A 21,591-nucleotide genomic window follows, 5' to 3' on the forward strand; every position below is an offset into this window, starting at 1 on the left:
GTCACTCCAGTTCGGAAGTTCACGGAAGCATCCCCGCCAGGACGCCGGACTGCAGGTAGACCAGCGCGCACAACACCAGCAGCAAGCCCAGGCTCCATCTGACGGCTCCGCGCAGCAGGTCCGACTCCCGGCCTGCCAGGCCCACGGCGGTGGCAGCGATGGTGAGGTTCTGCGGGCTGATCATCTTGCCGAGGACACCCCCGGAGGTATTGGCGGCGACCAGCAGCGTCGGTGACAGGCCGGCCTTGGCTGCGGCGGTCTGCTGCAGCGTGGCGAAGAGCGCGTTGGCGGAGGTGTCCGACCCGGTGACGGCGGTGCCAAGCCAGCCGAGTACCGGGGAGAGGAACGCGAAGGCGGTACCGGTGCCGGCGATCCAGGATCCGATGGTTATGGTCTGGCCGGAAAGGTTCATCACGTAGGCGAGGGCGAGCACCGCGGCGATGGTGAGCACGGCCCAGCGCAGTTTGAAGAGCGTGGCGCCGAACTCGCGGACGGCCGCGGCCGGGGTGATGCGGTAGGCGGCGGTGACCAGCAGGCCGGACAGCAGCAGCAGGGTGCCCGGGGAGGACAGCCACGGAAGGTGGTAGACGGTGGTCGAACTGACCTTCCCGGCGATGGTGAGGACCTGGCCGTCGAGACCGGGCCAGTGGATGTCGGTGGTCGTTGCGGCCAGCGCCCGCTGCACCGGCTTGACCAGATTGGCGACCGAGAAGACGGCGATCACCACGAGGTAGGGCAGGAATGCCATCAACAGGCGGGGGCCGGGGATCGCCTCCCGCGGTCCCTGGGTGGTGCCGGACGCCTCCGACCGGACCCGGGTGCCCACCGCGGCGGCGGGGCCGGGGGCTGAGGCGGAGCCTGCCGGGCCGTCGGAAGCCGACGGGTGGACTGCGCTCAGATCGGCGCGGGCCTGCTCGCCGCCGCGTGGCTGCCACAGGCGCAGGAAGACGACGACGGCGGCAAGGGCGGCGAGTGAGGCGATGATGTCGGTGAGCTCGACCGAGAGGAAGTTGGAGCTGGTGAACTGGGCCAGCGCGAAGACCGCCCCGCACACCAGGGCCACCGGCCAGGTCTGGCGGACACCGCGCCGGCCGTCGACCAGCGCGACCAGCAGCAGCGGCACGAAGAGCGCGAGCAGCGGTGTCTGCCGCCCCACGTACGCGCCGATCTCGGTGTAGGGAATCTTCGTCAGACCGCCGGCAGTGATGATCGGAATGCCGATGGCGCCGAAGGCGACGGGAGCGGTGTTGGCCACCAGGACGGTGAGCGCGGCGCGGAACGGCGAGAAGCCGAGGGCCATGAGCATCACGCCGGTGATCGCCACCGGGGCGCCGAATCCGGCGAGCGCCTCCAGCAGGCCGCCGAAGCAGAAGGCGATGATCATTGCCTGGACCCGAGGATCATCGCTGATCAGGTGGAACGCCTGGCGCAGATCCTCGAACCGCCCCGTGATGACGGTCAGCTGGTACAGCCAGATGGCGGTGACCAGGATCCACACGATCGGGAAGAGGCCGAACGCGGCGCCCTCGCCCGCGGACAGCAGCGCGAGGCGGGCGGGCATGTGGTAGCCCGCGACGGCGACGACGACCGCAACGGCGACGGAGGCGAGCCCGGCCCAGTGGGCACGCAGCCGCGCACCGCCGAGCAGCACGAACAGGGTGAGCAGGGGAAGGGCGGCCACGAGAGCGGACAACGCGAGGCTGCCTGCGACTGGCGAGAGGTGGGGCTGGTACATGGAGGACCCTTATCTAGCTTGGTCAGACCATAGCCTGGACAGTTCAAAGCTAGGTCTGTCGCCCTCTACCGTCCAGATGTCGACGAGAGATTGTTCCTTTGGTCAGACCAAGTAATGGGCAGATCGGGATACCATCAACTCCAGGCGGGCGGACACCCGCTCGCACCCCCACCAGGACGAGAAGGGCTTTCATGGCTGAGCCGACGATCTGGGAACCTGTGCCGCGGTCGCGCACCTACGAGCTGGTCCTCGCGCGGATCGAGGAGCAGATCCTGGCCGGCAAGCTGCGTGTCGGGGACCGGCTGCCGACCGAGCGGGAGCTCGTCGAGCTGCTCGGGGTCAGCCGCGCGGCGATTCGCGAGGCCTTGCGGGTCCTGGAGGCCCAGGGGGTCCTGCGGGCCCGGGTGGGCACCGGCCCCGACTCCGGCAGCGTCATCGCCGCCATGCCCAGCGCCGGCCTGACCCAGTTGCTGCGGCTGCACATCGCGCTGGCGAACTTTCCCGTCAAAGACGTCGTGGAGGCCCGCGCCGCGCTGGAGCGGTCGAGCGCCCGCCTCGCCGCCGATCAGGCCACCGAAGCGGACCTGGCCCGGATGGCCGAATGCCTGGCCCACATGGACGCCCCCGAGATCTCCCGCGAGGAGTTCAACGACCGCGACACACGCTTCCACGTCGCCATCGCCGAGGCCGGGGGCAACCGCCTGGTCACCGATCTGACCGTCGCCGTACGCAACGCGGTGCGACACACCCTCCTGGCATCCTTCCACCGGCTGGAGGACTGGGAGGACGAACGGGACCGCCTGCGTGCGGAACACCACGCCATCCACGCCGCCATCGCGGCCGGAGACGCGGAAAGCGCCGGCGACCTGGTCGAGGCCCACATCCGGCGCTTCCACCACGATGTGGTGCGCACGGTCCTTCAGTCCGCCGAAGGCACCCCCGCCCAGTCGGCGGTCTGGGACAGCCCCCCGCTGGAGCGATGATCCGCAAGGCGGGGTCTGGGACAGCCCCCGTCATGTTTTCCGCGGTCCTGTAAGAGGACCGCCGGCCTCCCGGACCACCGTTTGTAGTAGCCGTCCCGCCACACGCACACCCATAGGCAGACGCCGGGGCCGTCCCAGTAGGAGTCCGTCGTGAGCGTGCCGGTGCCGTTCTGCTGCCGGGAGTCCTTGAACTGCTGGGTCGGACCGCGGAAGTAGTTCATCTTGGAGTTGTTGCCCCAGGACTCCAGCAGGGCCTGGAGGAAGCCGTCACTGCGGTAGTTCATGCACGCCTCGCAGCCGTTGGACGCCGCCACCGAGCCAGGGATCCAAGCGACCGCGGGCTTGTGGCGGTCGGCGCGGGGCCCTGGCCGGGCTGCCTGGTGGTGGCGGTCGGCGCGCCCGCACCGCCGGCTCCGCCCGAAACGGCCCAGGGCGCGGCCGGTCCGCCCTCCGGCGGCGCGTGGCCGCTCGCCCCTGCCGGGGGCTGCTCGGCCCCCGGCGCGCCGCAGCAGCCCGGTCACCGCGTAAAAGGGGGACCCTGCCGCTCATTCCCACCCGTCGCGCCCAGCGCGGCCTTGGACACTCTGGTGATCAAACCGGACAGTTCACGAGCGGGGTGTCCTGACCCATCCCACAGCCGATGCCTGCGATGTGGTTTTGGCCAAGCTCGCCGCCGGGCTTCTGGACGAACTCTCCACGCCGGTCGCCAAGGCGCCGCCCCCGACACCGTCGCCCACAAGTGGCTTTCTGCCGACGGACCCCCGTCGACCTCGATTCGTATCCCGGCCAACCGGCCACAGGCGGAATCGCCACGCCGTCGACTACACAGCACAATCACAACGCAGCGTCCAGCGCCTGCCGACGGACCCGCCCGTCCATGCTGGCCGCTTCTGCCGGCCAGGTCGCAGACCGAGGCCATCGGCAAACCACTGCACACCAACGAGAGGCGGGCAGTTGCCAACCGACGATCAGCAACCGTACGTTCTCGACCCGGCAGGTCACGACATACGCGCGGAAGGCGCCCAGCTCCGCGCCCGTGGTCCCGTCACGAAAGTGATCCTTCCCGGTGACGTCCCGGCGTGGTCGATCAGCAGCCACACTCTCCTCGAGCAACTCCTGACCGATCCGCGGGTATCGAAAGACCCCCGTCAGCACTGGCCCCGATTCATCGCCGGCAAGATCACGCCCGAGTGGCCGCTGTACGCCTGGGTGTCCGTCACCAGCATGTTCACCGCCTATGGGAGCGACCACCGCAGGCTCCGCAGACTGGTGACGCCGGCTTTCACCGCCCGCAGAACGGCCCAGCTGCTCCCTCGGGTCGAGCGCATAGTGGCGAGTGTCCTGGATGATCTGCCTGGCGCCGTGACCGACGGCGTGGTTGACCTGCGACAGCACTTCGCATACGTGATTCCGGTGCTGGTGATCACGGAGCTCATGGGTGTCCCCGAGGGATCCATGGCCGTCGGCATCCGCGCCTGCATCGACAACATCTTCAACACGGGACTCGGCCCAGAGGACGCTGCTGCCAACCACCACGCCACCTACCGCCTGCTCAACGAACTGATCGACTACCGCAGGAGGAAACCGGGGAACGACCTGACGAGCTACCTGATCGCCTCTGGCGACAGCAACGAGTCACTGACTGAGACCGAAGTCGTCGACACGCTCCTGCTGATCATCGCTGCCGGCCACGAGACGACCGTGAACCTGCTCGACAACGCCGTGTACGCGCTGCTGACCTCGCCCGACCAGCTCCACCTGGTCCGCACCGGCAAAGTCACGTGGACCGATGTCATCGAAGAAAGCCTGCGCGTCGACGCGCCCGTGGCCCACCTGCCTCTGCGCTACGCCGTCGAGGACATCACCGTCGCGGGCACGACCATCCCGAAGGGGGACGCCATCCTGGCGTCCTACGCAGCCGCCGGCCAGGACCCCGAGCACCACGGCCCGTCAGCAGGTGTCTTCGACGCGACCCGCGAGGTCAAGGACCATCTTGCCTTCGGCTACGGCGTTCACTACTGCCTGGGCGCACCACTCGCCCGCATGGAGGCGGCCACTGCGCTCCCGGCACTGTTCCAGCGCTTCCCTTCCCTTGCACTGGCCCGATCCGCCGCCCGTATCGAGCCGGTTCCCTCCTTCATCTCCAACGGACACCGGAGTCTGCCTGTGACCCTGGATCCTGTCGGAGCGGGAACGTAGGGGACGGCTCACCGTCCCTGCGGGCGGGACGGGCGGACGACTGCCTGGACGGTTTCCTCGTGATCAGTCAGCGGCCTGTGACCAGTGAAGATGCGCTATGGAGTGTGGCCAGGCAGATGGTTGCCGGCCGCTCGTAGCGGTGGCGATGCCGTGCCGCTGCGCTTGATCACGAGCACGCTTGATGCGCTCGCTCCGACTGCTCCCCGCCGGTGAGGGAAGCAGGTCGAGGGCCTGGCGCAGCTGGTGGAGGCCGGGGGACCGTCCCCGCACCCGCGGATGGCCCCGGGGACGCGTTCCGTGACGCGGTCGGCATGGGCGGCTTCCCGCCCGCGAGGATGGTCGCCCCTCGGCCGCGCCGCGATGAACACCCAGCGGGAGGCGAAGCCGTCGCGGCGGCGCAGCACCGCGGTCGAGTCCACGGCGCCGGTCACCGCTTCGCGTGCGCCGGGCAGCCGACGGGCCGCTCGTAGGGCCGCCGTGCTGCGCAGCAGCGCCAACTGGCCAGACCTCGCCCGGCTGCAGGCGATCGACAACGGCGTCGGAACGGCGGTGGAACCCCAGGCCGTCGCCACGGCGAGCGGTCACATCGGCATCGCCTCCCACCGCGTCCGCGTCGAGGAGGCGGGCGGCAGCCTGACCATCCGCCCCCGCCACCCCGCCGGCACCGTCGCGGACGTCACCCTGCCGCTCTCCACGGACGCCGGTCCCCTTGCCCGGCCCGGCCCGGCTCGCGCAGCGATCGATCGGACGTGACACCCCCGGAGACGCAGCGCAAGACAGCGTAGACACCGCCTCGCCGGCGGACGCGCTCATTGCGCGCGTGTGGGCCATGAGGGTCGTGGTCCCCGCGTCTGCGTCAAGCGCCGTGCCCGCCAGGCAGCCTGGCCGCGGACCAGGGCAGAAGGCACACGCTGAAGCGCACGCCCGCCCCGGCGCGAACGGGTTCCGCCCCGCCCCGAACGCTTGGCGACTTTCTGGACAGCTCATCACGCCGTCATGCGCGGGGCCGCCCATGCCGACACCGTTCTGTTCTGGCTGAACATGGTCTTCCTGGCACTGCTGTCGCTGATCCCCTTCCCTACCCCCCGCGTGACTACGGCGACCGACCACTCGGTCCGGGTCTGTACGGAGCGGTGGTCGGTCTGGCGGCGCTGCTCCTGTACCTCATCGCCCTGCGCCTTTGCCGTCAGGCGGGTGAGCGGCTGGGCACCATTCCGTTGTCCTCCAGGCGTTCGTGTTTCTCGCCTCCGTAGGCATCGCCCAACTTTCACCGACTGCCGTGATGTGCTCCTGGGCCGCCGCTGTGCCGCTGTCCGTTGCGGCGGACCGCCTCGCCCACCGGCGGGACAGGTGAATCCCCGGGCCGCACCTGCCCGCCGCTCCAGGACGGCAGCCGCGGCATCGGCTGTTAGGGGCCACTTCGAGCGTCGTGCGACGGGCCGAGCGGAACTCCGGCATACATTCGACAGCCATGAGTCATGTTCCTCCACATGAGGTCCTCGGCGTAGGACGGCGCGGTGCCCTGTCCGGGCTCGTCGGGGTGGCGGGGGCCGCGCTGCTGACGGCGGGCTGCACCACGCAGGCCTCCTCGGAGCAGGTTCCCGCCTCGGGAACGACCTCTCCGTCCGCAGGGGGACCCACGCCGGGGGCGATGACGCTGTTCAGCAACCCGGAGTTCAATTTCAACAGCCTCTTGGCGCTCGGCGGGTCCGACCAGGGAAGCGGCGACGTGGGCGAGGTGCTCACGGCTGTGAACGCGATCAACAAGGCCGGTCTGTCAGCGCAGGTGTACGTCGAGACCTTCAGGAAGCTCGGCGACCGTCTCATGAAGGCGCCGGAGGGCCGGAAACCCGACCGGGAGACCGCGCGCTTCCGGGCGCTGAGAGCTTCGCAGTACTACTCCCAGGCGCTCTTCTTCGTCCTCGGCTCCGAGGAGCCGGGCAACGAGGAGCAGCTGTACAAGGCCTGCCGTGGCGCTTGGGACACCTTCTGCACACTGTGCGACCCGGCACCGGTGACGGCGAGTGTTCCGTACGGAAGGACTCCGCTGCCCGTGTGGCTGTTCCGCCCGGACGCATCAGGACGCCGCCGCCCCACCGTGATCCTCACCAACGGCAGCGATGGACAGAACGTCGACATGTGGACGTACGGTGTCTCCGCTGCGCTGGCCCGGGACTGGAACGCCCTCGTCTACGAGGGCCCTGGCCAGGGACAGATGATTTTCCTGGACCAGACGGTGTTCAGCGCTCGGTGGGAGACGGTCGTGACGCCGCTCGTCGACTGGCTGACCGCCCGTTCTGACGTGGACGCGGACAAGATCGCTCTCACCGGGCTGAGCATGGGGGGCGACTTGGCTCCCCGGGCCGCGGCCTTCGAACATCGGATCGCAGCAGTGGTCGCGATGCCCGGCTGCCTGGATCCTTGGCGCGGCTTCGGGGAGCTCCGGAAGATTCTCACTCCGAACAGGCAAGAGACCAACCACGTCTGGAACAAGGAGGTAGCCCCACACCTGTCACCCGCTGAGGCGGCGACCGTGAAGAAACGCTTCGAACCCTTCTCCGCGCCGGCGATGCTCGCCGCTCGCCAAGGCAGGCTCTTCACCGATTTCTACACCCCCGCCCAGCTCATCAAGTCTCTGGACATCACGGATGTTGTGGGCCGCATCAAGGCGCCCACCCTCGTTCTCGACTACGACTTCGAACAGTTCTACCCCGGCCAGCCGCACGAGATGTTCGACAGGCTGACGGCCCCGAAGGAATACGTGAAGCTCACCGCAGCGACCGGTGCCCAGTTGCACTGCTCGCCGATGGCGCCCAGGCAGCACTGCGAGGTCGTCTTCGACTGGCTGAAGGAGACACTTCAGCGCGGCTGACCCCACGGGCAGGGTCTGCCAGACGACGGGCTTGACCAGGGTGGTCGCGGTCACCGGCGGGCGGCTGGGAGTCGGCCGCCGGAGGTGATGCCGAAGGCGTTCGAAGCGTCTTCCAGGTCGAACCTGGGAACGGGGGTGGACTCCTCCCACGCTTTCTCCTACAGCTGCACGATCGCCGAACCCTTGCCACCCCGGCGTCGGCGAACTCCTGGAACTCCTCGCGGTCCCGGCGGACGCCAGCCAGTCACCGTGCGGGCGTCGGACATCGAGGCGACCGTGCGCATGAGAATGCCGTTCTGTGCGCTCGCTGGGCCCCATGCCCGTGCCCACGCACCACCCCAGGGCCCCGCCCTCGTCGCGGTCCCGAGGCCCGTCGTCCCTGGCGGACAGGGCGGTCGGGGGAACGGACTGCTCAGGCCCGGCCGTGCGCCTCCTGGGAGCGGCGCGACAGTGCGTCGATGACCGCGGCGGCGAACAGCACCCCGCCGGTGATCACGAACTGGAGGGCGACCGGGGTGTCTGTGATCGCCATGCCTGAGGCGATCGACTGGATGATCAGCGCACCGAGCACCGCGGACCAGGTCGTGCCGCGTCCCCCGAACAGGCTGGTGCCGCCGATGACCGCCGCCGCGATGGCGTTCAGCAACAGGACGCCCGAGCCGGAGGACTGGCTGACCGAGGTGATCCGTGAGGCGAGGAACAGGCCGCCGATCGCGGCCATCGTGCCGGAGGCGGCGAGCACCACGGTCTGCACCCGCACCACGCCGATACTGGCGCGGCGGGCTGCCTCGACACCGCCGCCGAGTGCGTAGACCTGTCGTCCGAGGTATGTGTGGCGCAGGAGCACGTCCAGTCCGGCCACCACGACGAGGAAAATCAGGAGGGCCAGTGGCAGTCCGTGGAACTGGTTGAGCACGTACGCGGCGGCGAACGCGACCACCGTGAGCGCTCCTGTGCGTACCCCGAGCTCGGAGAGCGAACGGTGCGGCAGGCCCAGGGCCCGCCGCCGGCTCCTGTTCCGGTAGGAGATGACGAAGGGCAGGCCCGCGCCGAGCGCCGCCACACCGTAGGCGACGCCGGGGTTGCTGAAGTAGTGGTTCGTCAGCCTGGCGACGAGGCCGTTCTCGTCGAGGTCGATGGTGCCACTGGTGCCGAGGACGTAGAGCATGACGCCATTCCAGGTCAGCAGCCCCGCGAGCGTGACGACGAATGCGGGCACACGGGTCCTGGCGAAGGAAAAACCCTGGATGGTGCCGGCAGCTGTGCCCACGAGCACCGCGAGGATGACGGCGAGCCATTCGGGGACGCCGTTGTTGACGCTCAGTACGGCGAAGACGGCTGCCGCGAGACCGCTGACCGAACCGACCGACAGGTCGAGCTCGCCGATCAGCAGCACGAAGACGATGCCGACCGCGATCAGACCCGTACCCACGATGTCCACACTGAGGTTGGACAGGTTCCGGGGCGAGAGGAAGTTCGGGTTGAGGCACTGGAAGACGACCCATACCGCGAGGAGGACGAGGACGACCGGGAGCGAGCCCAGTTCGCCGGCGATGAACTTGTGCCGTGACGCGGCGACCCAGCCCTCCACCACACGGACGACTTCCCGGCCGGGACCCGGTCGGCGGGGTGCGGCGGCGGGGGCGGGCTGCCTGTCGTCCGTGTTCTTGCGGTCCTGTGTCACCAGTCCACCTCCCGCTGGGCCATCCGGTGGGGAACGTTCTCCGTGGCCCCGGTGATGGAGGAGATGATCTCCTCGTGGGACGCGGTGTTGACATTGAAGAAGCCGTTGTTGCGGCCCAGTCGCAGCACCGCCGCCCGGTCTGCGAGGGCTTTGACATCGGCCATGTTGTGGCTGACGAGGAGGACTCCCATGCCGCGGTCACGCAGCTGGTCGACGAGTTCCAGGACTTCGGCGGTCTGTTCGATGCCCAGGGATGCCGTCGGTTCATCCAGGAGCAGCACCCGGGGGTCGCCGAGGAGGGAGCGGGCGATGGCGACCGTCTGTCGCTGGCCGCTGGACAGGGCCACGACGGGGGAGCGCAGGTCGGGCAGGCCCGTCGCCAGGCGCTTCAGGAGGTCACGGGTACGGCGTTCCATCTCCACTTCGTCGAGGAAGCCGAGCCTGCGGATCTCCTGCCCGAGGAACAGGTTGCCGACGACGTCGAGGTTGCCGCACAGGGCGAGGTCCTGGTAGACGGTGGCGATGCCGAGATCCCGGGCGTCCTGGGGACGCCTGATGTGGACCGTCCGGCCCTCCCATTCGATGGTGCCCGAGTCCGCGGGGGCCACGCCCGAGATCACCTTGACGAGGGTGGACTTGCCGGCCCCGTTGTCCCCCAGAAGCGCCACGACCTCGCCGGCGCGAATCTTCAGTTCGATGTCGGTGAGGACCTGAACGACGCCGAAGCGTTTGCACACGCCGTGCAGCGCCAGCAGTGGTGGAGCCGGCACGGAAACCATCTCCTTCCCTGGGCCCGCTGTGGTGGACCGGCCTATCCGGTCAGTCCGGCCCGGTGGCAGGCCGTTCTGAGCCGGGGCACGCAGATCTGCTGGACCGTGTAGACGCCGCCCTTCACGAGGGTGTCCTTGATGGTGCCGACGGTCACTGACACCGGGGTGAGCAGGACGGCCGGAACCACCTTCCCACCGCGGGTGCGCACCGTGCCGGTGGCGATGCGGTGGAGGTTCTCGCCGCGGGCGGCGGCCACGGCCATGGCGGCGCCCGCGGAGGCCTCGGCGCCGGTGGGCTTCCAGACGGTCATGTACTGTTCGCCACCGACGATGCGGCGCACGGCTCCGAGGTCGGCGTCCTGGCCGGTGACGGGGGGCAGTGGGGAGACCTTGTTCGCCCTGAGAGCGGAGATGATGCCGGAGGCAAGGGCGTCGTTTGCGGAGTAGACGCCGTCGATGTTGCGGGCTCCGAGGTCGGCGATGGCGCCGGACATGTTCATGTTGGCGATGTCCGAACGCCACATCGGCGTGTCGTACATCTTGCCGATCTTGACCTTGCCCCTGAGCACCGACAGGGCGCCTGCTTCGAACAGAAGGGTGTTGGGGTCGGTGGGATCGCCGTTGATCATCACGATCTGATCACCGGCCCCCCGGCGGGCCATGGCCTCCAGCAGCGCCCTCGCCTGGAGCCTGCCGACCTCTTGGCCGTCGAAGGACACATAGCCCGAGATCGGGCCCTCGCCGAGGCGGTCGTAGGAGATGACGGGGACGCCCGCGTCGTGCGCCTTCCTGACTGCGGCGCTGAGCGCGCTGGCGTCGACGGCCACGAGCAGCAGCGCATCGATTCCTTTGGTGATCATGGAGTCCACCTGTCGCTGCTGGGCGGCCACGTCGCCGTTGGCATTGGCGTGCTCGACCGTGCAGTCGCGGCACAACCGCTTGATCTTCTCCTCCAGCAGAGGCCTGTCCTTGGATTCCCAGCGGGACGTGATGGCATCCGGTAGCAGCAGACCGATCCTCGGGCCGCTCCCGGCGCGGCCGCCGGTCCCGCCCCCCTGCCCACAGGCAGCAAGAGCCATCGACATGGCGAGCACGGCGACAGCAGCGTCCCGTATGAAGGTCTTCATGTAACAGACCTCCCTGAGCCGTGCCACTAAGGCGGGGCCCGAGCAGGGTCCGCAGGTCGGGGCGGCCGTGGACCGACTCGCTCCGTGGGGATGGCCGGCCCGGTGGGCTGACAGCGTTGCGCGTCTTTTGTGCCCCTTCGGCCACGCCACCACAAGGCGGCCACGTCGCCAGTCTGGCATCGGCCGCGGTGACCTGCGAGCGCAGTGGATCGGTGAGGGGACGAGGCGCCGCGTCGAGCTGTGGCGTCGGCGCGGCGGGCAGGGCCTTGTGTTTGCCGCTGTAATTCTTCCGGTTGTCCGTCCCGGTGCGGCGGCGGGTGCGGACGAGAGTGACGTCCAGTAGCACCACGACACTGCCGATCCTGGCGATCTTCATCAGCACCCGGTCGAGGCGCGGAGCCCGGGCGGCGAGCAGTTCGACGACCTCCTGCAGCCGGCGACGCACGGTGGAAGCGGAGACGTTGTTGCCGCCGGCCATATCGGCCAGGCGCTGGTCATGGCGGAGCACGGCGAGCACGATGACCGCCAGGTTACCCGGGTCCACCTTCCGCCAGCGGGTGCCCAGCTGTCTGCGCCGGGCACGTACCAGGTCGGCGACGAGAGTGATGGTCGACTTCCACACCGGAAGCCGAACCTGATAGACAGCGTCACACGAGCCCTCGGCGGGGCGGGACGTCTTCACCCACGCTCCAACTCCCGCCGCGGGCCCGCGCGTTACGCCCACAACCGGCCGGTCTGCCGCCGCCTCGATCGATCAGCGCGGCAGGTAGCGGCCCGCCCCGGTCCTCGCCGGCCAGCCCCGGTCGGACAACTTACGCGACTGACCACGGAGCGGCTCGACCTTGCCCGGCGTCGTCTCGCGGCCCAGGGTGATCGCGACATCCTTGGCCATCATCGGCCCGCCCGCGCCGGCCACGATCTCCACGATCCGCCGGTACATGGGCGTGAAGACCTCCACGCCCATGCCCTCGGCCCGGTCCGGCACCAGCCGCATCCCGCCGGCTCCCGGCCCGACCACCACCCGTTCCGGTTCCGGTTCCGGTTCCGGCTCCCAGATCCTCGACTGTCGACGCCCGCCGTCCGTGGCCTCGGCGCACTGACCGAACACCACTTCAGCGGCCTCCAGCCGGGCCACCTCCGACTCAATCCCGGCCAGTTCCTTGCGGAGCAGATCGGCCCGATCCGCCAGCTGGATCCGCCGCTCGATCGTCCACGTCAGCACGTCCGTCATCCACATCCCTCCCGCCGCGGAACCTACGGAATGCCCAGCCCCGTCGCCCGAGAACCCCGGAAACCGCCCCCGACGGACGATCGCCCAGTGATCTCGCCCGTAACCAGTGCGAGCACACCATCCCCAGCTCAAGGGGCGAACAGCTTCCAGTGCCCCTCGGAGACGACTTCGACGCTGCCGTCGGTCACCTTGATGGCGGTCTCGTCGTCGATCGCGTACCCCGGTCGCGGGATCCCGGCGGCCCACTTCTGCGCGTTGGCCATGGAGTTGTCCGGGAGATTCTCGTGGTCCAGGTGCGGGAAGATCGAAAAGTCGACCATGCCCAGCGCACCGTCGCCACCGGTAGGCGGCTTCCAGACGTAGGACTCGCTGAAGTCCTTCCCGACGCTGGGGGCCATCACCATGCTCCCGGCGCTCGCTCCCACATAGACCGTCTCGCGCAGCGACGGCAGCAGGTCGGCCAGCCCGGACTGCCGCATCCAGTGACACAGATACAGGGCATCGCCGCCACCTGCCAGCAGGACGTCGGCCTCTCGGACCGAGGGGAGCCACAGCTCCTCGCCGAGGCTAGGCAGCGCGGTGAGCTCCAGTAGCCCCAGCGACTTCCAGCCCACCTCGCACAGGGAGATGACGGATCGTCCACTGACGAACCGCCATGCCGAAGCGACACCGCCGGGCATGGCATACGCCGCGGTGGGAATGCACAGGGCGTTGGCCTCGGCAACCGGTTTGCCCAGAAGGTCGACCAGCGCGTCGTGGATGCTCGCGTTCTTGATGCCGGCGGATGTGAGAAGAAGCCGCACGATACCTCCCGATTCGAATGCGATGAAGCGGTCTGACATACGGACCTGGTACCACCGCAAAACTCATCGCTGCCGAACAGGATCCAGCTCCCGCAACAGGCCGCTTGCCGCGTAGGACCGGCTCGGGCGCTTGCAGCACGCGCGAACAGCGGCAGGTTCCGGCGAACACCCCGAGGCAGGCGATCACTTGGTGCCGATCACGCCGCCGACCAGGGCGAGTACCGCGGCCACCGGTCACACCAGACCCGTGACCAGCGACTTCAGGACGAGACGATCTCTATAGAGCATGGCGCGGTCACGGAACTCGCGTTCGGCCAGGTAGTGCAGCGCGCAGTGGTCGCGAGCAGGCCGATCCGATCCCACATCGCATCAGTGATCACTAATCGGACAGACACATCCGATCGACTGACGAACCGACCAAAGAGGCACGCGCTGGTCGTAGTCGGAAGAGGCGTTCACCGCCGTGCCCCAGATCGCGTCCACCCCGAGCCAGGCCAGATCGTCCAGGCGAGACAATGCGCCGGGTATGTCGCCCACGCCGTCGCCGTCGGAATCCGCGAAGGAACGCCCGTACAGTTGCCGAGCTGTGGACCGCCTGCGGACCGCTGGTCGCTCGGAGAGCCTTCGCGGTGCTTGGCCTTCGGGAGCACCAGACACTGCAGGAACCTTCGAAGCAGTGTGCGCAGGTTCGAAACCTGACCGAGGGCACTGACCGAAGATCAGCTGAGATCGCGCTGATCAGGGCGGATGCCGACAGAAGAGGGCGGGAGCCGGTCTCACCGTCTCCCGCCCTCTTCCGTCGTCTCTCAGCGCTCGCGACACATGAACAGGTCCCTGTGCCGGCTCACCCCGCCTGGAGCACCAGGGGCAGGCTCCCCGTGTCTTGCCGGTTGCCTCACTCAGGGACACAGCCCGGCGGGTCCTCGGGGCCCGCGCAGGGCACGTTTGGCGCCGCGCTTCGGCCCGTGGACTTCGTTGTCTGAGGCATTGCCCCAGCACTCGTCACGCCCACCGTTCCGGCGAGCAGCGCAGCAAGGCAAAACGCACCGACGAGGTGCCGGATGCGCCTCCGGGCGCTTGTCGCCATGATGATCTCCTGTGGCCGGGGGTGATGGATTACTCCTGGTTTGGCAGTTTAGTACCACAGCTGGCGCTACCGCCGATTCACTGCGATTTCCCTGGTCAACGGCCTGAGGGTGGGGGCGGGCGGTAGTGGGACGGCCGCTCCGGAGCCGGCCCGCGGACGTGTGCCCCTGCCGCATGCAGGCGGGACTGCGCGCAGGGTCTGCTCGCCCGGTGGACCGCGAGAATTGTCGGCAGCTCGCCGCGTACGCCGGCCACACACCCCGGACAGGCTGCAGCACCTGCAGTCCCGCGGCCTTTTGTGAAGCGGTCAAGGTCCGCGACGAGCTCGAAGCATGCGTCGGCATACGTCGCCGAGCCGGACGGTGTACTGATCGTCGACGACACCAGCTTCGTGAAGAAGGGCACCGCCTCCGCCGGCGCCCAGCGCTGCTGCTCCGGCACCGCGGCTGCCCGCGTCACCAGTGGCGGATGCCGCCTCCGCCTGTCGGCCGTCGCCACCTGGCCATGGCGGCACGAACTCGTCAGCACGTTCGCCCACCTCTCCGTCCCGCCATGGCCTGCCACCTGACCTGCGGTACTTTTCCCGGCCCGCCTGCAACCGGGGATGCCTGGAGATTCCTACCCCGGCGTCGGCCGCGGCCATGCCCGCCCGGTGACCAACAGCCGAGACCCAGCGGCCCCACGCGGCCAGCTCTACTCCGCGGTCCCAAGCGAAAAGGGGAGGCTAGATCTTGATCACCGACACCGAGTCCGAGCCGGCGTTGGCCGCGTAGGCCCGGCGTCCGTCATGGGAGACCGCCACCCATACCGGGTACTCGTCCACAACAATGGGGTTGCCCACGGTGTGGTTGGTGGCGGTGTCGATCACCGACACCGAGTCCGAGCCGGCGTTGGCCGCGTAGGCCCGGCGTCCGTCTGGGGAGACCGCCACCCCGACTGGGTTCTTGCCGACTTCGATGGGGTTGCCCACGGTGTGGTTGGTGGCGGTGTCGATCACCGACACCGAGTCCGAGCCGGCGTTGACCGTGTAGGCCCGGCGTCCGTCTGGGGAGACCGCCACCCCGACTGGGTTCTTGCCGACTTCGATGGGGTTGCCCGCGGTGTGGTTGGTGGCGGTGTCGATCACCGACACCGAGTCCGAGCCGGCGTTGACCGTGTAGGCCCGGCGTCCGTCTGGGGAGATTGCCAGCCCCTGCGGGTCGTCGCCGACGGGAATGGGGTTGCCCGCGGTGTGGTTGGTGGCGGTGTCGATCACCGACACCGAGTCCGAGCCGGCGTTGGCCGTGTAGGTCCGGCGTCCGTCTGGGGAGACCGCCAGTCTGATGGGGTTCTTGCCGACTCCGATGGGCTTGCCCACCGTGCGGTTGGTGGCGGTGTCGATCACCGACACCGAAGCCGAGCCGGAGTTGGCCACGTAGGCCCGGCGCCCGTCTGGGGAGACCACCACCCCCTGCGGCTTGCTGCCGACTTCGATGGGGTTGCCCACGGTGCGGTTGGTGGCGGTGTCGATCACCGACACCGAAGCCGGGCCGAAGTAGTTGGTCGCGTAGGCCCGGCGCCCGTCTGGCGACACCGCCACCCCGCCCGGGGAATTGCCGACCTGGATCGAGGACACGGACGGTACGGCGGCTTCAGGACCCGAGGAAGGGGACTGCGCCAGGTAGATGCCGCCGCCCGCCGCGGCAAGCGCCACCAGCGTCACCCCCGCAATGAGCCCGGCCCGGCGGATTCTGGGCCGTGGCGGACGGAGCCGCAGCAGGGCCTCGTCCCCTTCGTGCGGCAGGGATTCCGGGGGCGGGCGGGTCGGTTCCTCCAGCTCGGCCGGCAATAGGACCTCGGCCGGCAACACGACCTCGGTCGGCGCGGCCGGTTCCTGGGGGCACGGCGGCTTCGGGGCGGAGGGCAGCTCGGGCGGCGGCACCTCCGGGGAGGGAACCGGTTCCTGTATGGGGGAGGGGTGGGGCTGGTCGGCGATGCAGGCGAGCCGCCGGGCGGCCTCCTCACCGTCCATCCTGTCCGCGGGGTCCTTGGCCAGCAGCCCGACGAGGACCGGGGTCAGCTCCGTCGCCCGGCGCGGTGGCCTCGGGGACTCGAACAGCAGCGCGCTCAGTGAGGTGAGGGCGGTGTCGCGGTCGAAGGGACCCACCCCCTCGAGGGCGTAGTACAGGGTGGCCCCGAGCGAGAACAGGTCGGCGGCAGGGGTGGGGGGCTGACTGTTGGCCCGCTCCGGGGCCATGAACCGCGGCGTCCCGAGGATCTCCAGGGTGGCGGTCAGGCGGTCCTCCCCGGAGCTCGGCTCCAGCGCGAGGCCGTAGTCGGCGAGCATCACCCGGCCGCCGCCCTCCGTCGGATAGGCGGGCTGGGGCTCCGGATGGGTCAGCAGGATGTTCGCCGGTTTGACGTCTCGGTGCAGGACACCGAGCCGGTGTCCCTCCAGCAGGGCGTCGAGGACCGCCAGACCGATCCGGGCGACGTCGCGGGGCGGCAGCGGCCCCCGCTCTCGCACCACCGCCTCGAGGTCCATGGCGTCGGGGACGTATTCCATGACGATCCACGGCAGGCCGTCCTCTTCCACGATGTCGTGCACGGTGACGACATGCGGATGGTTGCGCAGCCGGGCGGCGTGCCGGGCCTCGCCGCGGGCCCTCGCGATCCGGGAGCCCATCTCGCACTCGGGGACGTCCGGCGGCAGAATGATCTCCTTGAGCGCGACCTCGCAGGCCAGTTCCTGGTCGTACGCCAGCCACACACGTCCCATGCCGCCGGTGCCGAGCCGACGCAGAAGCCGGTAACGTCCGGTGATCACGCGCCCGGCGGCCTCTTGCGCTCCTGTCATGGCACTCTTCTTCCAGGACGGCCGACAGGGGGTCCTCGGCGAGCGCTTAACGGGCCCTCTCCACGTATCGCACATCGCCCGAAGCGCGGCAAGTCACCCAGAACGGGTATAGCGCGGCTCGCGTATCCGCGTGCGTGGTTCACGCCCGCCGCAGACCTGGTCGGCGGCCACCCGGACCGGACGTCCCGCTTTGCGAGCTTGCTCAGCCGTCGCGTCGGCCGGCCGGGTTTGGAAGGCGAGGGTGCACCGACCGCCTCGTCCTCGACGGTGTCTACCTGCTCCTGCCGGCCGGCGAGTGTGTGGCGCCGGCGGAGCACAACGGCGCCGGGGAGACGAGCCCGCCGGCGCGTGGGAAACCTCGCTGACACTTCGCGGCGAGCTTCAAGGCGGGTGTCAGGCAGCAGAGTGACCGGCCTGAACCCTTGCGAGGGGGGCCGGAGCGCAGGCGACTGATCGTCCGCCGCGTCAAGCCCTCGAGTCGGCAGCTGAAGGGGCTGACCGGCTTCGAGGAGAGGACCGGCTGGCGCTACTCGATGACGGCGAGGAACATTCCGGCCCCTGCGGGGCACCGCCGGCTCCTGCCAAAGCCGGTCCTCGACGCCCTGCGCCGCGACCACGCCGAGGTCGAAGCCCGCATCCGCACCAGCAAGTCCATGGGCCTGCGCAACCTGCCCTCACAGTCATGGCACATCGATGCGGCATGGATGCTCGCCGCGGACCTCGCCTGCGACCTCGAGACCTGGCTGGGTCTGCTGGCCCTGCACGACAGCGAGGACCTGGCCGACGCCGAACAGGACGCCAAGCGGTTCCGTCTCAAGCGCCTGCCGGCCCGCCTGGCCGCGACGCTCGCCGTCGCCACGTGCGCATCGAGCCCACCTGGCCCTGGGCATCGGCGTTCACCACCAGCTGAAGTCGGCTCGGCCGCCTGCCAGCTGCCACCCTCGACCCGGCCACCACCCCGACGAGGACCATGAAGGAGGACACCCAGCAGCCTCCGGGCCCGTGGCGCCCGGCGCAGCCGCCGCGTCACGCGACCCGTCCTTCACCGGCCAAGGACATTACGGGCGAACCGCCGGACCGGTCGTCAGGCAGACCCCGCCGGCGAATGAGACCGGTGCAGGAACAGCGCTTGAAAAGCAGATTTCCTCTGGATGATGAGGGGCTGGCTGCCGAAGGTCGAAGACAGCTCGGTCGCCGCAGCTGCCGGTCAGCTCGACCAGCCGCGACAGTCCCTCATTGCCGATAATCGGCGTGCTCAGATTTTGGCCAAGACGACGGCGGGGGCAGCGAGAGCGGTGTAGCAGAACCGGGAACGGGGTGCCGGCCTGGGCTGTCTCGGTGGCAAGCCCTGGGCAGGTGCGGCCGCCGCGGGCACCGGGTGATGTGTGCATCGGTGAGTGCTCATGGCTTTCTTCTTTCCGGGGTGCAGGGTCTTCGGCCCGGCACACGGGTTGGTGAGTGTTCGTCGTGCGCCGGGCCGGCCGCATCGCGAGGGATGAGGAAAAGCACCGCGGTGGGGTTCGTGTCCTCCGGGGTTTTTGCATCGAGTCTCCCCGGCCGAAAATCGCCGGGGAATGAGGAATCACGGCTCGACAAGCGCAGTGGTCGAGATTGCCGGAGATGCCGTGTCCGGCGCCGTCACTACTGGTGCCCCGCCGGTGCGGCCAGGGCCGCCGTGGTCGTCGCCCTCCTGGTGGCGCCGCCCGTGCCGAGGGCCGTATCCGCGCCGCAGCGCCAGATACCTCCGCAGGCCCCTGCCGGCTTCCCGTCGTACCCGGCGCAGTACCGGGACCTGGGTGGCCCTGTGCAACTGGTAGCGCCACGGCGCTTGGGCCCCCTGCCGCATCGACATCGCGTAGGCGAAGTCCACCAGATCCTGCTCAAGGTAATGGTCGAGATGCTCGAACCAGGCCATGCTCGTGCGGGCCGCGGCCTGCACGGGATGGAGCGCGGCCCGGCGGCGCTCGTCGTAGGCCTGCACAGCGGCAGACAGCTCCGCCTCCGTATACAGGCTGTGCGCGAGCTCGATCGCATCCAGCAGCGCCAGCCGGGTGCCCGAGCCCAGGGTGTAGTGGGTGGTGTGAGCGGCATCCCCCAGCAGCACCACGTTGTCGTGGCACCACGTGGCGTTGCGTACCTCGGCGAAGTGCTGCCAGCGTGCCGGCTCCCCCCGGGACTGGCCCAACAGGGCGTGGCCGTCCAGAGCGGAGGCGAAGATCTGTTCCAGCAACCGCACACCGTCGGGGGTGTCGAGCGTATCGAGCCCCAGCCCCCGCCAGGTCTCTGGGGCGCACTCGACGACGCATGTGCTGATTTCCGCGCTCGAGGGGTAGGCGTAGAACCAGATCCACCCGGCCGGGGTCGGTTCGAAGGCGAAGGTGAAGCGGGGCAACACCTTGTCGGTGCCCAGCCATATGTAGGGGTTGCGGCCGACTTCCAGGCGGGTGCCGAAGTGGTCGCCGTGCAACTGGCGCACCCGGCTGTTGGCCCCGTCGCAGGCGACGATCAAGTCGGCGTCGGCCAGCTCGGCAAGGTCGTCGACCTTGCGGCGGTGCTGGACGTCCACCCCCAGCTCGGTCGCCCGTCGGGTGAGGATGTCGAGCAGGGTGGCGCGGGCGATGCTGTAGCCGTACCGGCCCAGATACGCGGCCTGATCCCCGCGGCGGACCTCCTGGTCTTGCCACAGGGCCGAGGCCGCACGTACCGCCTGGGCGCTGTCGGGGTCGTTGCGGTAGAGGTGGTCGAGCAGGTCTTCCCCAAACCCCACGCCCCAGCCGTAGGTGGCCCCCGGCGGGTCGCGTTCGATGACGGTGATGTCATGGCCGGCATCCCGGCGCTTGGCTGCGATCGCGAAGTACAACGCGCCGGGTCCACCGCCGACGCACACGATCTTCATGGGGTGTCCCGTTCTGGCTGCGCGGCCGGGCGGCCGCGTCGCGGCTGCGGCACCCTGGTGCGCGGTCTGTGCCGGGTTGGGGCCGCCCAGCGGCGGAAGGGCGGTCCCGGCCGGCGTCCCCTGCCGGTCGGGTCCTTGGAGTAGCGGTCGCATGGGTTCCTCTTCCTGGGCTGAGTGTCTGGGTTGACTCGGTGGGCTGAGTCCTGGCGCCTGGGGGTCGGTGCGCGCCCGAGGGCACAGAAGGGGGCCGGGCCTGTGCCCGGCACCGGGCGCGCGGGTGCGGCGATCTCACACCTGAGGTGCGTCTGCCGCACCCACGCCCGGGCCTTGGCGATCTGACCGGGGTCTCCTCGTGGCCGGTCAGGCGCCGCCTTGGAATGCTGCGGGAGTCAGGGCAGCGTGGGTCCTGCACGCGCCGGGCCGGCTACCCCCAGCCGCAGTCCCCCCAGCCACCGCAGTCCCCCCAGCCACCCCAGTCGCCCCAGCCGCCGTGGTGACACCAGCCGTCATCGCCCCAGCCGCCCCAGCCACCGTGGTGACCCCAGCCGTCGTCGCCCCAGCCGCCCCAGCTGCTGACGCTTGCCACGGTGTCGGCGTGGGTCGTGGCGGGTGCGGCCTGCGCGGCGGCGCCGCCGCCCAGGAGGGCACCTGCGGCGGCTACGGTGATGGCCGCGACCTTGGCGATCTTCTTCTTCGTTCGAAACACGATCTGTCCTTCTTCCGGTGGATGAGCCTCACCCCGGATCGGTGAGGTCGTGTTTCGAGTAAGCCCAACCGGGCTGTGCGTCGTCATGCCACTGAATGACGCGACTTGACACTCAAGAATGATCTTGATAAAAGGTCCGCGTCCGGCGCAGGCCAGCCCGGTGCTCAGCCCCGTGACAGTCCTGCCGGCCCTGGGACGGGCCCCTCGAGACGCCGGCCCCGTAGACCAGCCGGACGGTCACCGCCGCTGGGAGCTTCGCTACGACATGAGCCTGACTTCCGTTGCCGGCGAGATGCCTGAGACTTGAACCCGCGGACGAGGAGCCCGTCTCGTCATCCTCAACACGCAACCCGCCCACGCAGCCAAGCACTCAAGGCCAAGGTCACACCCATGCCTGAGGGCGCGGACCCTCCTCGGTCTGATGCCGCGTCAGTTCAGCGAACCGATGACCGCCCTGTGCCACGAAGACGCCGGCGCCGAGGCCGAGCGGGCACACTCCTGCCCTAGGCGAGGCCCTAGCCTATGAGTTGCGTGGTCAGGTCGCCGCCGAGCGCCCAAAGCCGCAGTCGGCCCACTCGAGGCGACGCCGCCGGGGGTTTCTGCAGGTCCGCGTCTCGGCCCTACGTGGACCACGCACGGCGTGGGCGAGCAAGAGCTCATGAA

The 21,591-nt window shown here is 69.5% G+C and carries 17 protein-coding genes; 7 read left to right on the forward strand and 10 right to left on the reverse strand.

The window, feature by feature from the left end; genetic code table 11:
* Positions 1–19 precede the first annotated feature (19 nt).
* Complete coding sequence (locus tag OG956_RS36590) at positions 20–1,735, reverse strand: L-lactate permease (RefSeq protein ID WP_330342319.1); 1,716 nt, start codon at positions 1,733–1,735, stop codon at positions 20–22.
* Positions 1,736–1,926: 191 nt separating this feature from the next.
* Here OG956_RS36590 and OG956_RS36595 point away from each other — a divergent pair, with 191 nt between their 5' ends.
* From OG956_RS36595 to OG956_RS36610, 5 genes are all read left to right on the forward strand, one after another.
* The gene (locus OG956_RS36595; RefSeq protein ID WP_330342320.1) at positions 1,927–2,718 is read left to right on the forward strand and encodes a FadR/GntR family transcriptional regulator; all 792 of its coding nucleotides are present in this window, start codon (positions 1,927–1,929) and stop codon (positions 2,716–2,718) included.
* Positions 2,719–3,672: 954 nt separating this feature from the next.
* Positions 3,673–4,917, forward strand: coding sequence for a cytochrome P450 family protein (locus tag OG956_RS36600; RefSeq protein WP_330342321.1), 1,245 nt, complete (start codon positions 3,673–3,675; stop codon positions 4,915–4,917).
* Positions 4,918–5,214: 297 nt separating this feature from the next.
* Entirely contained in the window at positions 5,215–5,670 is a 456-nt protein-coding gene (locus OG956_RS36605; RefSeq protein ID WP_330342322.1) for a hypothetical protein, read from the forward strand.
* Between the two features lie 210 nt (positions 5,671–5,880).
* Positions 5,881–6,411, forward strand: a complete 531-nt coding sequence (locus OG956_RS40335; protein ID WP_443065645.1) for a TMEM175 family protein — start codon at positions 5,881–5,883, stop codon at positions 6,409–6,411.
* Positions 6,347–7,789, forward strand: a complete 1,443-nt coding sequence (locus tag OG956_RS36610; RefSeq protein WP_330342323.1) for an alpha/beta hydrolase family protein — start codon at positions 6,347–6,349, stop codon at positions 7,787–7,789. The genes OG956_RS40335 and OG956_RS36610 overlap by 65 nt, the downstream gene beginning before the upstream one ends.
* Before the next feature lie 412 nt (positions 7,790–8,201).
* Here OG956_RS36610 and OG956_RS36615 read toward each other — a convergent pair whose 3' ends face one another.
* From OG956_RS36615 to OG956_RS36640, 6 genes are all read right to left on the reverse strand, one after another.
* On the reverse strand, positions 8,202–9,473 hold the full coding sequence (locus OG956_RS36615; protein WP_443065646.1) for a sugar ABC transporter permease: 1,272 nt from the start codon (positions 9,471–9,473) through the stop codon (positions 8,202–8,204).
* Complete coding sequence (locus tag OG956_RS36620; RefSeq protein ID WP_330342324.1) at positions 9,470–10,252, reverse strand: ATP-binding cassette domain-containing protein; 783 nt, start codon at positions 10,250–10,252, stop codon at positions 9,470–9,472. The genes OG956_RS36615 and OG956_RS36620 overlap by 4 nt, the downstream gene beginning before the upstream one ends.
* A 32-nt stretch (positions 10,253–10,284) precedes the next feature.
* Positions 10,285–11,370: a sugar ABC transporter substrate-binding protein gene (locus OG956_RS36625; protein ID WP_330342325.1), complete on the reverse strand. Its 1,086-nt coding sequence runs from the start codon at positions 11,368–11,370 to the stop codon at positions 10,285–10,287.
* Between the two features lie 754 nt (positions 11,371–12,124).
* On the reverse strand, positions 12,125–12,601 hold the full coding sequence (locus OG956_RS36630) for a hypothetical protein (protein WP_330342326.1): 477 nt from the start codon (positions 12,599–12,601) through the stop codon (positions 12,125–12,127).
* Positions 12,602–12,729: 128 nt separating this feature from the next.
* On the reverse strand, positions 12,730–13,443 hold the full coding sequence (locus OG956_RS36635) for a Type 1 glutamine amidotransferase-like domain-containing protein (protein ID WP_330342327.1): 714 nt from the start codon (positions 13,441–13,443) through the stop codon (positions 12,730–12,732).
* A 330-nt stretch (positions 13,444–13,773) separates the two neighbouring features.
* On the reverse strand, positions 13,774–14,061 hold the full coding sequence (locus OG956_RS36640; protein ID WP_443065647.1) for an alpha-amylase family glycosyl hydrolase: 288 nt from the start codon (positions 14,059–14,061) through the stop codon (positions 13,774–13,776).
* An 820-nt stretch (positions 14,062–14,881) separates the two neighbouring features.
* Here OG956_RS36640 and OG956_RS36645 point away from each other — a divergent pair.
* The gene (locus tag OG956_RS36645) at positions 14,882–15,058 is read left to right on the forward strand and encodes a hypothetical protein (protein WP_330343064.1); all 177 of its coding nucleotides are present in this window, start codon (positions 14,882–14,884) and stop codon (positions 15,056–15,058) included.
* Positions 15,059–15,214: 156 nt separating this feature from the next.
* Here the strand turns inward: OG956_RS36645 and OG956_RS36650 are convergent, their stop codons facing one another.
* Positions 15,215–17,326, reverse strand: coding sequence for a serine/threonine-protein kinase (locus OG956_RS36650; RefSeq protein WP_330342328.1), 2,112 nt, complete (start codon positions 17,324–17,326; stop codon positions 15,215–15,217).
* A 422-nt stretch (positions 17,327–17,748) separates the two neighbouring features.
* On the opposite strand from OG956_RS36650, the gene OG956_RS36655 reads away from it, so the two are divergent.
* Positions 17,749–18,300: a hypothetical protein gene (locus OG956_RS36655; protein ID WP_330342329.1), complete on the forward strand. Its 552-nt coding sequence runs from the start codon at positions 17,749–17,751 to the stop codon at positions 18,298–18,300.
* Positions 18,301–18,908: 608 nt separating this feature from the next.
* Here the strand turns inward: OG956_RS36655 and OG956_RS36660 are convergent.
* Complete coding sequence (locus tag OG956_RS36660; protein ID WP_330342330.1) at positions 18,909–20,222, reverse strand: FAD-dependent monooxygenase; 1,314 nt, start codon at positions 20,220–20,222, stop codon at positions 18,909–18,911.
* A gap of 424 nt (positions 20,223–20,646) precedes the next feature.
* Positions 20,647–20,928, reverse strand: a complete 282-nt coding sequence (locus tag OG956_RS36665; protein WP_330342331.1) for a hypothetical protein — start codon at positions 20,926–20,928, stop codon at positions 20,647–20,649.
* Positions 20,929–21,591 lie beyond the last annotated feature (663 nt).

This window comes from Streptomyces sp. NBC_00557 (genome assembly GCF_036345995.1).
Classification (GTDB): domain Bacteria; phylum Actinomycetota; class Actinomycetes; order Streptomycetales; family Streptomycetaceae; genus Streptomyces.

Excerpts from the sequence above, each read along its gene's own strand:
- OG956_RS36590 (WP_330342319.1), bottom strand. The coding sequence starts at position 1,735 with ATGTACCAGCCCCACCTCTCGCCAGTCGCAGGCAGCCTCGCGTTGTCC.
- OG956_RS36595 (WP_330342320.1), top strand. The coding sequence starts at position 1,927 with ATGGCTGAGCCGACGATCTGGGAACCTGTGCCGCGGTCGCGCACCTAC.
- OG956_RS36620 (WP_330342324.1), bottom strand. The coding sequence starts at position 10,252 with ATGGTTTCCGTGCCGGCTCCACCACTGCTGGCGCTGCACGGCGTGTGC.
- OG956_RS36625 (WP_330342325.1), bottom strand. The coding sequence starts at position 11,370 with ATGAAGACCTTCATACGGGACGCTGCTGTCGCCGTGCTCGCCATGTCG.
- OG956_RS36630 (WP_330342326.1), bottom strand. The coding sequence starts at position 12,601 with ATGACGGACGTGCTGACGTGGACGATCGAGCGGCGGATCCAGCTGGCG.
- OG956_RS36635 (WP_330342327.1), bottom strand. The coding sequence starts at position 13,443 with ATGTCAGACCGCTTCATCGCATTCGAATCGGGAGGTATCGTGCGGCTT.
- OG956_RS36650 (WP_330342328.1), bottom strand. The coding sequence starts at position 17,326 with ATGACAGGAGCGCAAGAGGCCGCCGGGCGCGTGATCACCGGACGTTAC.
- OG956_RS36660 (WP_330342330.1), bottom strand. The coding sequence starts at position 20,222 with ATGAAGATCGTGTGCGTCGGCGGTGGACCCGGCGCGTTGTACTTCGCG.